14 protein-coding genes are annotated in these 12,737 nt (G+C 64.8%); 9 read left to right on the top strand and 5 right to left on the bottom strand.

Features of this window, described 5'->3' with window-relative positions; genetic code table 11:
* Positions 1 to 18: 18 nt before the first annotated feature.
* Complete coding sequence (locus DY157_RS06115; protein WP_115727683.1) at positions 19 to 651, top strand: TetR/AcrR family transcriptional regulator; 633 nt, start codon at positions 19 to 21, stop codon at positions 649 to 651.
* The gene (locus DY157_RS06110; RefSeq protein ID WP_235827083.1) at positions 638 to 1,291 is read left to right on the top strand and encodes a cation diffusion facilitator family transporter; all 654 of its coding nucleotides are present in this window, start codon (positions 638 to 640) and stop codon (positions 1,289 to 1,291) included. The genes DY157_RS06115 and DY157_RS06110 overlap by 14 nt, the downstream gene beginning before the upstream one ends.
* 17 nt (positions 1,292 to 1,308) lie before the next feature.
* Here DY157_RS06110 and DY157_RS06105 read toward each other — a convergent pair whose 3' ends face one another.
* The 5 genes from DY157_RS06105 to DY157_RS06085 form a co-directional block, all read right to left on the bottom strand.
* The gene (locus DY157_RS06105; RefSeq protein WP_160159466.1) at positions 1,309 to 1,938 is read right to left on the bottom strand and encodes a hypothetical protein; all 630 of its coding nucleotides are present in this window, start codon (positions 1,936 to 1,938) and stop codon (positions 1,309 to 1,311) included.
* 3 nt (positions 1,939 to 1,941) lie between these two features.
* A complete protein-coding gene (locus DY157_RS06100) occupies positions 1,942 to 4,725 on the bottom strand; it encodes a hypothetical protein (RefSeq protein WP_115727680.1) in 2,784 nt (927 codons plus the stop codon).
* Complete coding sequence (locus tag DY157_RS06095) at positions 4,725 to 5,063, bottom strand: hypothetical protein (RefSeq protein WP_115727679.1); 339 nt, start codon at positions 5,061 to 5,063, stop codon at positions 4,725 to 4,727. The genes DY157_RS06100 and DY157_RS06095 overlap by 1 nt, the downstream gene beginning before the upstream one ends.
* 147 nt (positions 5,064 to 5,210) lie before the next feature.
* Complete coding sequence (locus tag DY157_RS06090) at positions 5,211 to 5,624, bottom strand: rhodanese-like domain-containing protein (RefSeq protein ID WP_218938054.1); 414 nt, start codon at positions 5,622 to 5,624, stop codon at positions 5,211 to 5,213.
* A gap of 427 nt (positions 5,625 to 6,051) precedes the next feature.
* Positions 6,052 to 6,354: a DUF7675 family protein gene (locus DY157_RS06085; RefSeq protein WP_115727678.1), complete on the bottom strand. Its 303-nt coding sequence runs from the start codon at positions 6,352 to 6,354 to the stop codon at positions 6,052 to 6,054.
* Positions 6,355 to 6,463: 109 nt separating this feature from the next.
* On the opposite strand from DY157_RS06085, the gene DY157_RS06080 reads away from it, so the two are divergent.
* The 7 genes from DY157_RS06080 to DY157_RS06050 all read left to right on the top strand — a co-directional run bounded on the left by DY157_RS06080 (position 6,464) and on the right by DY157_RS06050 (position 12,629).
* Positions 6,464 to 7,060 carry a SatD family protein gene (locus DY157_RS06080; protein ID WP_115727677.1) on the top strand — a complete coding sequence of 199 codons (597 nt, stop codon included), beginning with the start codon at positions 6,464 to 6,466 and terminating at the stop codon, positions 7,058 to 7,060.
* Between the two features lie 3 nt (positions 7,061 to 7,063).
* Complete coding sequence (locus DY157_RS06075; protein ID WP_218938053.1) at positions 7,064 to 7,486, top strand: hypothetical protein; 423 nt, start codon at positions 7,064 to 7,066, stop codon at positions 7,484 to 7,486.
* Between the two features lie 135 nt (positions 7,487 to 7,621).
* Positions 7,622 to 9,184: a type I restriction-modification system subunit M gene (locus DY157_RS06070; protein ID WP_115727676.1), complete on the top strand. Its 1,563-nt coding sequence runs from the start codon at positions 7,622 to 7,624 to the stop codon at positions 9,182 to 9,184.
* Positions 9,181 to 10,383: a restriction endonuclease subunit S gene (locus tag DY157_RS06065; protein ID WP_115727675.1), complete on the top strand. Its 1,203-nt coding sequence runs from the start codon at positions 9,181 to 9,183 to the stop codon at positions 10,381 to 10,383. The genes DY157_RS06070 and DY157_RS06065 overlap by 4 nt, the downstream gene beginning before the upstream one ends.
* 5 nt (positions 10,384 to 10,388) lie before the next feature.
* Positions 10,389 to 11,381: a GIY-YIG nuclease family protein gene (locus DY157_RS06060; RefSeq protein ID WP_174232131.1), complete on the top strand. Its 993-nt coding sequence runs from the start codon at positions 10,389 to 10,391 to the stop codon at positions 11,379 to 11,381.
* 238 nt (positions 11,382 to 11,619) lie between these two features.
* On the top strand, positions 11,620 to 12,354 hold the full coding sequence (locus tag DY157_RS06055; protein WP_115727673.1) for a RelA/SpoT domain-containing protein: 735 nt from the start codon (positions 11,620 to 11,622) through the stop codon (positions 12,352 to 12,354).
* Entirely contained in the window at positions 12,351 to 12,629 is a 279-nt protein-coding gene (locus tag DY157_RS06050) for a hypothetical protein (RefSeq protein ID WP_235827082.1), read from the top strand. Before DY157_RS06055 ends, DY157_RS06050 begins: the two co-directional genes overlap by 4 nt.
* The last annotated feature ends 108 nt before the right edge of the window (positions 12,630 to 12,737 follow it).

Here is a 12,737-nt window from a genome sequence, read left to right as displayed (position 1 = left end):
TCTAGTTAGGAGTGCATCGTGGGGCGACCGAGAATCTCCGAGGGCGAGGCCGGGGCGCGCGAGCGCATGATCGAAGCCTTCTGGACGCTGCTGCGCGCCGAGCCCTTCGCGCGCATGAGCGTCGCGAAAGTCGTTGCGACCGCGGGTCTCAATCGCAACGCCTTCTACTACCACTACGGGAGTCTCGAGGAGCTCGCCGAGGACGCCGTCGTCGAAACGATCCCGGCGGAGGCGCCGCCCCTCATCGTCTCCTTCTTCGCCGACGATGACGGCGAATTCAAGGAGTTCCTTTCCGCGCCGGACCGGGCGGCGCAGTACGAGCGGCTGCGGCTCCTCATCGGCCCGCACGGATCGTCCGAGCTTCGAGGCTGGGTGAGGGACCTCTTCATCCGCATGTGGTGCGAGAAGTTCGGGATCACCGCCGATGACCTCACGCGCGACGAGACGATCACGCTCCGCTTCGCCTTCGGCGGCATCGTCGAGATCCTCGGTGATTGGGACGCGCTCATCGGGGAGCGCTCGCTCGACCTCGTCCTCGAGGTTCCGCCCGCCCGGCTCGTCATGGGCGTCGTCCTCGAGACCCTCCAGAACGCCGCCGATCGCGCCCGTGCCGCGGACCGTGCCACACTGGACGACCGTGACGACCAGTGAACCCGCCGGCTCCGCCGAGCATGAGGAATCGCCCATCTACTCCCCGTCGATGAGGCGCGTCATCGCCCTCGTCGCTGCGCTCAACCTCCTCGGAATGCTCATCGAGGTCGTCGTCGCCGCCCTCATCGGCTCGGCCTCCCTGTTCGCCGACGCCGCCGACTTCCTCGAGGACTTCCTCATCAACGGCCTCGTCCTCGCCGCGCTCGGCTGGCCGGTGGCCTCGCGCAGGAGGGCGAGCGTCTGGCTCGCCGGGCTCATCCTCATCCCCGCGCTCGCGGCCCTCGGCACCGCGATCTGGAAGGTCGCGACCGGTGTTCCGCCCGAGGCCTTCACCCTCTCCGCGACCGCCGTCGTCGCCCTCGTCCTCAATCTCGCGTGCGCGCTGCTCCTCATGTCGCTGCGCTCCCAGGGGTCGGCGCTCGTGCGCGGGGCGTGGCTCGCCGCGCGCAATGACGTCCTGGGGAACGCGCTCATCATCGTCGCGGGCGTCATCACGGCGTTCGCGCCGAGCGTCTGGCCGGACGTCGTCGTCGGCCTCGTCATGGCTGTCATTAACGCGAGAGCCGCGAAGGAGGTCCTCGAGCAGGCGCGCGCCGAGGTGCCCGAGCTCGATATCGACGAGGACGAGGACGACGACTGACGAGGGGCGCCGTCGGGTCAGGATCCCGAGTCGGCGCTCCAGCGGATCGAATCGAGCGCCGTCGCGGCCTCGGCGGGAAGCGAGGTCTCGCCCGTCGCGGAGCGGGCGGTGACCTCCCAGAGTCCGTCGCGGCGAGCCAGTACCCACGCCTCTTCGTAATGGGGGTCGTCTGACTTGATCCAGAGGTAGGAGTAGCCGAGCGCGCGTGCGTCGCCGAAAGAGCGGGCGGGGAGCTCCGTCAACTCCGACGCTTGCGGGTCCTGCTCCGTCGAGGAGAGTCCCTCACGGTAATGGGCGTCGACGTCGACGTCGAAGGGCACGGAGTCCGGATAGTTGTAGACGAAGGCGAGGTCCTTCGGAGAGGTGCGATTGACGCGGATCGCCGCGCCGCTTCCGTCCGCGTTCGAGGTCGCGAGGTAGTGGTTGGGGCCGGACAGAGAGTTCTCGGCGACTGTCCAACCGTCCGGTGCGGTGAGGGCGAGGCGGTCGGCGTCGTCCTGGGAGATCGTGACGGTCATCGAGGCGGACATGGGCGTCTCCTTGGTCGACGTGGGGGAAGTGGTGGTCTGGGTGCACGCTGCGAGGGCGATCGTCGCGGCGAGGGCGAGGGCGAAGGCCCGCCGGTGAGTCGGGTGCGAAAGGCTCATGCGTCAGTCTCCGTGAATGATCCGCGCGTCTCCGTGCAACTGGCGCGCATTGTTGACCGAGGTTTCCACGTAGTTCGAGTTCCCCGAGTAGCCGATCGAGTCGCCGTTCTCCGCGATGAACCTCTGGAAGGCGGTGCGCTGCTTCGGATTCATGGAGTCGTAGGGGAGGACGTTTCCGTTCGCGTCGACGAAGCGTTCTGAGGCGCCGAGAGACGTGTTGTACGCGTCGAGGGGGATCGATGCTCCGGCAAAGTCCCCGTGCGTCGAGACCTCCTGGTAGAGCGAGGATTTCATGTAGTCGTAGACCATCGACTCCTTCGTCGTCTTCTCGACGAGGTTGGAGCCGTCGGTCGTGAGGAAGGAGTCGAGGACGGGGGCGACGCCGTTCGACTTCGCCTGGTCGATGAAGTACTTCGCCGCCTTCTGGGTCGCCTCGTTGTCGACGACGCCCTCGACGATGTCTCCGAAGGGGACGGCGCCGATTCCGGCCTTGATGAGTTTCTGCCAGCGCTCGTTGCGCGCGTTGAGGGCTTCGATGGCCTCTTGGCTGGCGTTCTCCGGAGCGGTGAAGAGCGACTCCATCATCGGCGACCAGGCGTCGGTCACGTTGTCGACAGATCGGCCGCCGATGCCCTGAACCGCGTCGGCGAGGTCGGCGCGGTAGGCGCTCTGGGCGGCGAGCATGAGGTTCTCGGTCGCGGGGGCGCGCCCGCCGACGTAGTAGTCGTCGGACTTGTCATTCGGCGTGCCGTTGTCGTTGATTTCGGGGTTGTCGAAGCCGATGTCGGTGAAGAAGCCGTTCTTCCCGAGGAGTCTGTCGCGCATGGCGTTGTCGAACGCGATCTGGTGGCGGCCGTCGGCGCCGGTGACGGTGCCGTTGTGCTGCGCGGCCTCGTCAAGGCTCGCCGCGATTCCCTCGATGTGGGGAGCGAGGATCGTGCCCGCCCACGAGCGCAGGGAGGCATTGGCCTTGCCGAAGACGTCTTGGCCGTGGTCCTGGTCCTGGTCGCCCCACCACCAGCGGTCGTGGTTCGTGTCGAGGCCGTCCTCGTATCCGAAGAGGAAGTTCGCGGCGATCTCGGCGCGTCGTTCGTCGTCGGCGCTCGCCTCGCGGAAGAGGCGCTGCGCCTCGAGGAAGTCGGGGTCGTTCGGGCCGCCGTAGTCCGCGGGGTTCGGGGGCGTGAGCTTCGCGTTCGGGTCGGGGGCGCCGGCGTCGCTCAGCATGGAGCCGAAGGCCTCGCCGCCGTCTTGGAATCCGAAGAAGTCGTGGTCGTGGACGCGGTGCCCCGTGAGGTAACGGGTCATGTCCATCGGGTTGTCCCCGACGTTGAAGGGGGTGTCGCGGGTGAGGAACTGGCGCATCGCGCCGAGGCGCTCCTGTTCCGCGGCCCGCAGGGCCTCGGAGCCCGCGCCGCCGTCGAGGGAGTCCGGGGTGTCGGAGAGGAGGTAGAGGGCGTGCAGGGGGTCGCGGATGGCGGGGTCGTATCCGATGAGCATCGTCCCGCGACCGGCCCACATGTGTCCGAAGGTCGCGACTCGCGCGCCCTCCAGCGATTCGTGGTCCCAGGCGACGATGTCGTCGGCCATCGAGGTGCCGTTGTTGGCGGTGTAGAACTGCGGGCCGAGCGCGAGGTCGGGGTTCGCGATTCCGGCTCCTGCGGTGAGCTGGGCGAAGATCGAGTAGCCCGTGAAGAGGCCCATCGGTCCGCGGTCGCTGATGTCCTGGTAGTCGTACTCGGTTCGGCCGGCGCTCTTGTACTCGTCGATCTGGTGGGCGACGAGGATGTCCATCGTCTCGCCCTTGTTTCCGAGGAGTCCGCCGCGGGCCGCGAGGAAGGCCTCGTTCTGCTGCGCGAGCGCCGGGTCGGCGTTGATGCCGCCGGTCGAGAGAACCATCGTCGTGCCGATTTCCTTGAGGACGGTGTCGACGAGGTCGGGGTGGTCGTAGTCGAGCTCGTAGTCGAGGGCCGCGGCGCGCATCGCGAACTTGTTGAGTTCGTCGGCGCTCAGCTCCTCCATGAGGGCGTTCGCGACGAAGGGGCTGTTGAGGAGGTTCCCGTACTTCTCCTGGAATGCGATGAGCTCCTCGGGGGTGAGGTCCTCGTCGCGCATCGCCCGCGCGATCTCGGGGGCGATTTCCTGCGCGTACTCCCATTCGGCCTGCCCGTCGACGACGGGGATGTCGTCGAAGAGGACGGAGCCGATTCCGTTGCGCGTGCGCGAGGTCCCTTCGCCGAGGTAGGCGTTCGACGCCCCGGTGAAGGCGTTGGCGGCGGTCTGGGCCTCGTCGTCGAGGGAGTTCATCGCGGTCTCGTACTCGGCGACGATGCCCCTTTGGGTCTCGTCGCGCGTCTGCTTGAGGGTTTCGGCGCGCGAGTCGACTTCGCTCTGCTCGACGACCTCTCCGGCGGATTCGCGTCGGCGGACCTCGGCGTTGAGATTGTCGATCCCGGTCTCGTAGTCGGTCTGGGCCTGGTCGTAGCGCTCCTGGAGCCTCGGGACCGTCGTGTTCCGGGCGGTGGCGACCGCCTCCGACCAGGTGAGGATCGCCTGCTTCGGCTTGGCGAAGACCTCGGCGAATTCGCGGGCGTGAGCGCCGAGCTTCTGGACGGAGTCGATGTAGGCGTCGGCCGCGTCTCCGGACCATCCGGGCACGCCGGTCTGGGTGTCGGCGGCGACCTGGGTGTGGGAGATGCGGGTGGCGACGGCTTTGAGGTCGTCGCTCAGCGTTGTGCAGGCGGCGCTCACGTCGTCGGGGAGCGGCATCGCCTCTGCGCCGGTGGTCATCAGCGTCCCTCCATCCGGTTGGCGATGTCGACGAAGTTGGACGTCGACTGGTACTCGGTGGAGTCGAAGTTGTCGATCGTCTCCTCCTGGCCCGCTCCGAGGGTCGCGCACGCGTCGTTGAACTCGAGGGCGACGTAGCGCATGTCCGTGAGGAATGACCTGGCGGCGGCGCGCAGGGCGGAGACCCCGGAGTTGTCGCCGGCGGGCAGGTCGAGGGCGGCGGAGTAGGTGGGGATCGTGGGGAGGAAGGAGCCGATGCTCCCGAACTCCTCGCAGTCCTTCCAGTCCTTGCGAGCGTTGACGCCGACGGCGTCTCGGTCGAACTCGAGGGTCATCATGGCCTTTCGGTCGCGGTGGTCCTGCGGGCAGACTATCGGTCGGTGAGGGAGAGCACAACGACGACCCCGTGCGGTTCCGCAGTGGGGAGGGCTCTCATCGGGTGCTTCTCTCCGGCCCTGAGGGCGAGAATCCGAGGCGTTGGGTCCCTATTCGGTGACGATCGGGAGGCTGAGGGCGGTCGACGCCTGCTCGTATCCGCCGGCGTTCGTGACGTTCGCGAATCCTGCATCGCGCATGATCCCGGCGGCCCGTTCGGCGCGCTTCCCCGAGCGGCAGTAGAGCGTGTAGGCCCCCGTCTTGTCGAGGTCGGCGATCTTCTCCTGGAAGTCGGCGGCGGTGACGTCGATGTTGATCGCGCCTTCGAGGTGCCCGGCGGCGTACTCCTCGGCGGTCCGCACGTCGATGAGGGTTCCGATCTGCGCGGATTGCGCGCTCGGCGAGGCCGGGGCTGCCGCGCTCGCGCTGGAATCCTCGGCCTCGTTCGCGCATCCGGTAAGAGCGACGAGGGCGATCGCGCCGATCGCGACGAGTCGAAGGGGCTGGGCGGCGAAGCGGGTCACGGGGTCCTCCGGGTCGTTCGGGAGTGCGTCCGTCCACCCTAGCGGTGCTCGGCCCTGAAGGCAGTTCTGCTTCGGGACCGGTGGGTGAAGTGTCTCTTCACAGTTCGGGTTTGGTCGCTTGCCGGCGCTTCGGATGACTTGGATCGCCGTCTCGACGTGCGTGGCGGGTGGGGAGTTGCGCCGAGTGTGCGATCCAGGTCGCTCCGCGTACGGAATCGGCGCCCCGCATGACCTGCATCGCCGTCTCAACGTGCGTGGCGGGTGGAAACGGGCACCGAGTGTGCGATCCAGGTCGCCCCGATCCGCTCGGTCGCAGGAGGATCTTCCGAAGTCGTGTGATGAGGTGGGATGTGCGGATACCGCCAGCGCCTCTTCCGATCACCGGCCGAGCGCGGAGCGCTTCGAGAACGAGCAGTCCTGACGGCGCCTACTCATTCGCCAAGCCGGTGAGTCGACTCGCGAAGAACTCGTACCAGAAGGGGCGTTCCTCCCGCAGGACGTCGATCTGCTCGTCGGTGAACTTCTCGGGGAAGTCGGTCCAGAGATTGAGGATCGTTCGGCGATCGAATGTCACGAGCTTCGGCCCGATGATGGCGTCGCCGTCGCAGTATTCGCCGACGTCCCACACTCGTGGGGCCGCGATGTCGTCCTCCGGATCGAAGATCACGTACTCGGTTCCGCCGCTCGGGTAGGTGCCGTCAGGCGCATCGTCCTGCGGTTCCTTCGACATTCAGGTTCCCTCCTTCCACTGCTCGCCTTGACTCGGAGAATGAAGCTCTTGCACTTAAGTATTGGACCATTAGCTGCTACGCTTAATCCACGGTGATGAAGGAGGGGAGATGTTCGTCCTCACGATAGATCAGCGCCGATCGCGCGATGACGAGGATCGGGTGCCCGAGCTTCTTGATGTCCTCAACGAGCGTGAACTCCGGAGTCCCTTCGTCCGCACGGCCGGCGACGAGGTCCAGGGCGTCGCCGCCGACGCCAATCAGGTCATCGAGATCGTCGGGATCGTCCTCCGATCGGAAAGCTGGCGCTGCGGGATCGGTGCGGGGGAGGGAGAGCTCGACTTCGCCCCCGATGCGCCCGACTCCCGCTCGGGCAGGGGAGAGGTCTTCGTCCACGCGCGAACGGCCTTGGACTCCATCAAGAGCTCGCGGCGGTCGATCGCGCTTCGGGCATCGAACGAGGACGCCGCAGCACAGGGGGAGGCCCTCCTCCACCTCATCGAGGTGGTGTCCGCGTCGCGCACGACCCGCCAGTGGGAGATCGTCGACGCCGTTGAGCGGAACGAGACGATGGTGCAGGCGGCGGAGGAGCTCGGCGTCTCGCAATCCGCCGTCTCACAGGCCTACGCCCTTGCCGGGCGTCGGGAGGAGCGCGCCTGCTACGGTCTGCTCGACAGGCTCTTGAGGGAGTGCGACGGAGGGGAGTAGTCGATGGAGATCCGCACAGTGCTCCTCGTCGAGTGCGCGCGCCTCGGCGTCGTCCTCGCCGCGGTCCTCATCGGTTGGGCCGTCACCGTCCTCGTCCTGCGTGCCGCGAAGGTCCCGGAGCCGAAGCGGCGCGATCGCGGGGCCGAGGATCCTCGGATCCTCGAAGCTCCTGCGCCCGCCATCGGCGTTCATCGCGGAGGAACCTGGGTCGGCATCCTCGAGCGCGCGGCCATCGCGACCTGCATCGTCTACGGCCAGCCGGCGCTCATCGCGGCGGTCGTCGCCGTCAAGGGCCTTGGTCGCTTCGCGGAGCTCCGCGATGATCCGACTTTCGCCGAGCGCTTCCTCATTGGCACGCTGACGTCGATGCTCACCGCGTCGTGGCTGGCGCTCCTCGGGATGCGGTTGATCGACACTGCGCTCTGAGCGAATGCCAGGATCCGCGAAAATGCAGTGTGCGAACTGCGCGTTTTTGTGACTTGAGGGTGCGGGAAGCCGCAGTCGGGGGCGGTCGGTGACACACTTCGGGGAGCATCGGACATTCCATCGAGAGGCCCCGCCGTGAGCACTGACGCCCAGCGCGCTGAACTGCATCGCACCATTTGGCAGATCGCCAACGACTTGCGTGGGGCGGTGGACGGCTGGGACTTCAAGGCCTACGTTCTCGGGTTCCTCTTCTATCGATTCGTCTCGGAGAATCTCACCGATTTCATCAACGAGGGCGAGGCCGCGGCCGGAAACGAGGGATTCGACTACGCGCTGGCGCCGGATGCGGACGTCGAGGACGAGGAATTCCGCTGCGACATCGTGGAGGAGAAGGGCTTCTTCATCCGCCCGTCGGAGCTCTTCGTCAACGTGCGGGCGCGCGCCGCGCACAACGAGAACCTCAACGAGACCCTGTCGACGGTCTTCGCGAACATCGAGCGCTCGTCGATCGGAACGCGGTCGGAAAAGGATATGCGCGGCCTGTTCGCCGACGTCGACGTCAATTCTCCGAAGCTTGGGAACACGGTCGCGCAGCGGAACCTCAAGCTCGTGAAGATCCTCGACGCGATCGGCGATATGAACCTCTCCTACGGTGAATCGGCGATCGACGCCTTCGGCGACGCCTACGAGTACCTCATGACGATGTACGCCTCGAGCGCGGGCAAGTCGGGCGGCGAGTTCTTCACGCCGCAGGAGGTGAGCGAGGTCCTCGCCCGCATCGCCCTCGATGGTCGTGATTCCATCGGGCGGGTCTACGACCCCGCGTGCGGATCGGGCTCGCTTCTTCTCAAGTTCGCGAAGCTCCTCGGGCCGGACAAGGTCGACGGGTTCTACGGTCAGGAGATCAACCTGATGACGTACAACCTCTGTCGGATCAACATGTTCCTCCACGACATCAACTTCGCGAAGTTCGATATCGCATTGGGCGACACGCTGCTCGAGCCCGCGCACTGGGACGACGAGCCCTTCGACGCGATCGTCTCCAATCCGCCGTATTCGACGAAGTGGATCGGCAAGGACGATCCCGCCCTCCTGCATGATCCGCGCTTCTCCCCGGCGGGAGCGCTGGCGCCGAAGTCGAAGGCGGATCTCGCCTTCACGATGCACATGCTCAATTGGCTCAAGGTCGATGGAACGGCGGCGATCGTCGAATTCCCCGGCGTCCTCTACCGCGGCGCCGCCGAGCAGAAGATCCGTCAGTACCTCGTCGACAACAACTACGTCGACGCCGTCATCCAGCTTCCCGGGGACCTGTTCTTCGGGACGACGATCGCGACGTGCATCATCGTCTTGAAGAAGTCGAAGAAGGACAACGCGATCCTGTTCCTCGACGCCTCCGACCAGTTCGAGCGCCGGGGGAATAAGAACGTTCTCACCGAGGCGAATCGGGACTTCGTCATCGACACCTTGGAGGCTCGCGAGGAGATCGCCCACCGGGCGGCGCTCGTCGAGGCGGACCGAATCGCCGAGAACTCCTACAACCTCTCGGTGTCCTCCTACGTCGAACCCGAGGACACTCGCGAGGTGGTCGACATCCACGAGCTCAATGAGCGGATCGCCGGCATCGTCGAGCGTCAGGCAGAGCTGCGCGCGCAGATCGACGCGATCGTCGCGGACCTCGAGGGCGGTGCGGAATGAACCGGATCGAGCGAATGATCGCCGATCGCTGTCCGGATGGCGTCGATTTCGAGAATCTTGGCGAACTCGTTCAAATCAAGAATGGATCGGACTATAAACACTTGGGTACCGGATCGGTGCCAGTTTACGGTTCTGGCGGAATAATGACTGCGGTAGATCGATTCGTCTACTCCGGTCCGTCGGTTCTCATCCCTCGAAAGGGCTCTCTGGATAAGCTCTACTTCGTTGAAGGGCCCTTCTGGACGGTGGACACGATCTTCTACACGATCGTTGGTGAGCGAATCGATCCGAGATTCCTCTTTCACTATCTTGCGAATGCTCATCTTGAGAACCTTAATCAAGCCGGTGGTGTCCCGAGCCTCACGCAGACGGTCTTGAAGAATCTCATGATTCCGGTTCCTCCGCTTGAAATCCAGCGTGAAATCGTGACAATCTTGGATTCCTTTACTAAGCTGGAAGCCGAGCTGGAAGCCGAGCTGGAAGCGAGAAGGGCGCAGTACGCCTTCTACAGGGACCAACTTCTGAACTTCGAATCCGCCAGGAAGGGGGGGCGGACGAGTATTCTCGGCCTTCCGCCGTTCGAGGTCGAGTGGGTTCCCTTGGGTGAAATCTCTACCGTGTTTGGCGGGCTCACTGGGAAGGCGAAGGGCGACTTCGGGATCGGTAGCGGGCGTTTCGTCACATACAGGAATGTCTACGGCGACATCTCTGTTGACCTTGATCAGACTGAGCGTGTTCGAGTGGATCCTGGCGAGAATCAGACTGAACTTCGTCGTGGTGATCTTCTCTTGACGGGCTCTTCTGAGAATAGAGAGGATGCGGGAATGTCCTCAGTTCTAACGGTGGAACCGAAGGTGCCCACTTATCTCAATAGTTTCTGTATTGGTGTTCGATGGAATGGACAATCTCGATTCGAACCGGATTTCATCAAACATCTGTTTCGGTCGGCAGGAATGCGGTTGCGGATTTCGAGAACGGCGATGGGTGTGACTCGATTCAATCTGTCCAAGGCTGAACTGAAGAAGATCGACGTTCCGATCCCTCCGCTTGAGGTCCAGCGCCGAATCGCTGAGGTCCTCGACTCGTTCGACGCCCTCGTCAATGACCTCTCGTCGGGCCTTCCGGCGGAGATCGCGGCTCGGCGCCAGCAGTACGAGTACTACCGCGACAGACTCCTCACGTTCCCCGAGAAGAAGTGACTCCCATGGCCCACGGCAAGCACATCGAACTGTTCCTCGTCGACGGCGAGGCCGGCGGCATCACCACCGCGGACATCGCCTCGTGGACCGGCCACATCCTCTCCGGCCCGCGCTCGCGCCTCGCCGACCTTCTCGTCAGGGAGGAAGCGCACCGCAACGGCGTCTACCTGCTGCTCGGCGACGACGCCGACTCCATCGACGACACGCGCTGCTACATCGGGAAGACCGAGGACTTCTCCCGCAGATTCCTCGACCACGACAAGAAGAAGGAGTGGTGGGACCGGGCGATCCTCGTCTCCAGCCTCGACGACTCCTTCAACGAGGGGCACTGGGGCTACATCGAGGCCCGACTCGTCGAGATCGCGAAGCGCGCCGAGCGCTCGAGCCTCGACGACAACAAACAGACGCCGCAGCAGCGCAAGCTCTCCGAAGCGCAGAGATCCGATGCCGAGGCCTTCATCGAGCAGCTCCGCGTCGTCCTCCCCGTCCTCGGAATCTCCGTCCTCAAGACGCGCCCGTCGACGACTCGGGCATCCGTGGTGAGCGGCGTTGGCGAGAGTCTCGAAGGAGCCGCCGCCGCGTCCTCGTCGATCGACGCGCGAAGCGAGAATTCCGCGAATTCGCCGATCTTCACCTTCGAAATCCCCACGCGCGGCATCCTCGCCCACGCGCAAGTCGTCGCGGGGGAATTCCTTCTCCTCGAGGGATCGACGGTCGCCGGTCGTCTGACGGGGCGCGCGACCTCGGCGGGGACGCGGCGCACCTACGGCGCGCTTCAAGCGAGGTTCGACAAACTCGTCGCCGACGGGACCATTGCACTCGCCGACGGCAGGGGAGTGCTCACCCGTGATCTGTCCTGCGCCTCGCCCTCGGCCGCCGGAGCGATCGTCGCCGGGCGCAGTTGCAACGGGCGGACGTCGTGGATCACGGAGGACGGCCTCGCCTACGGAGCGTGGGAGGAACGCGGAACCGACGCGCTGGAGGGCCCGATCGAGTAGCGCTCGAGGTCCCCGTTCACTCCGCTGAGGGGGTCGAGCTACCGCACTTTGCGATCGAGGTTCGGCTGAAACAACACGGGGCGATGACGCGAAGACATGGTCTTCGGCGCAGGCTCTGCGTCCCCGTGCGGCAGGCGGGCCGGGCCTAATCGGAGTAGGAACAGGGAACACACCGGTGCGAGACGTCGGCGCCGGAGCAATGGGACCTCGGGCGATGAGCCGCTACTAGCATGAACGTATGGAAACGCCGTCGAAGACATCCGTGCGCAAAGCGGGCTCAACTGTCCGGCGCGTGTCGAACGACGGCGGGGATCCGTCTGCAGAACTACTGGACGCACTTGATACCATCCGCGCCTACCGCGCCTCCTTCTCCTATCCGCTCTGTAAGGTCAACAACGGTCTACGAGGCTTCCTTCACACGCTCTCCATCGATGCGGAAGTCTCTCAACGGCTCAAGCGCATGGAGACCATCGTCGATAAGATCACCAACCGCGAGCGCGGTCTTGACCTCACGAGAATGAACGATATCGGCGGATGCCGCATCGTCCTGCATGACAACAGCATCGACGATCTCCGACGCATCCAGGAGTGGATCAAGTGGAGGTGGGACGGGCAACTTGACCCGCGTCGCGAACGCGACTACATCGCGAACCCTCGTGAATCTGGCTACAGGTCGATGCACCTTGTCGCGATACGCGATGACAGACCCATTGAGATTCAGATTCGCACACAACGCATGCATGAGTGGGCGCAGCTCATCGAGAGCCTGTCACAGGTGTTCGGTGAGAATTTCAAGCAAGATCATGGGCGCTCGACAGTTCAGGAGTTCGGGCGCTCACTCTCGCTCGTGCACCAGCACCTAGACGGAATGTATGCCCTCACCGAGAGTGACGACGAGGCATTCAAGTACTGGAGCGCCGAGCTCTCCGATATGCTCAAGCAACAGATCAGTGGAGAGGAGGGAGGACAATGATGCCGAGCGAAGATGACGTGATCCAGCAGTTCCTTCTCATCTACGACCGCAAGCACCGCCGACTCATCTCCTCAGACTCTTACGGCGAGGACATCGAAGCCGCGACGGAGGCATACAGGGCTGCCGAACTTTTCTACCATGACCAGCCGCACATCGATATCGTCCTTGTCGGCTCGGACTCATTGGAGACCGTCAAACGTACGCATTCGACCTACTTCCACAGTTTCACGGTCGCTGATCTCGACCGGCTCGTCGCTTCGCTCAATCGGGGTTGAATCTGCGGATGAGGACGGTGGGCGGAATCGTCAACTGGTGATCTCCTTCGCTCACCTGCTCGCCGACGCCGCCATCCTGTCGCTCTCGCCCGCACTTTGCGATCGAGG

The sequence above is a fragment of the Actinomyces culturomici genome (assembly GCF_900499005.1).
GTDB lineage: Bacteria > Actinomycetota > Actinomycetes > Actinomycetales > Actinomycetaceae > Pauljensenia > Pauljensenia culturomici.
This window is presented reverse-complemented; position numbering and strand designations above follow the sequence as displayed.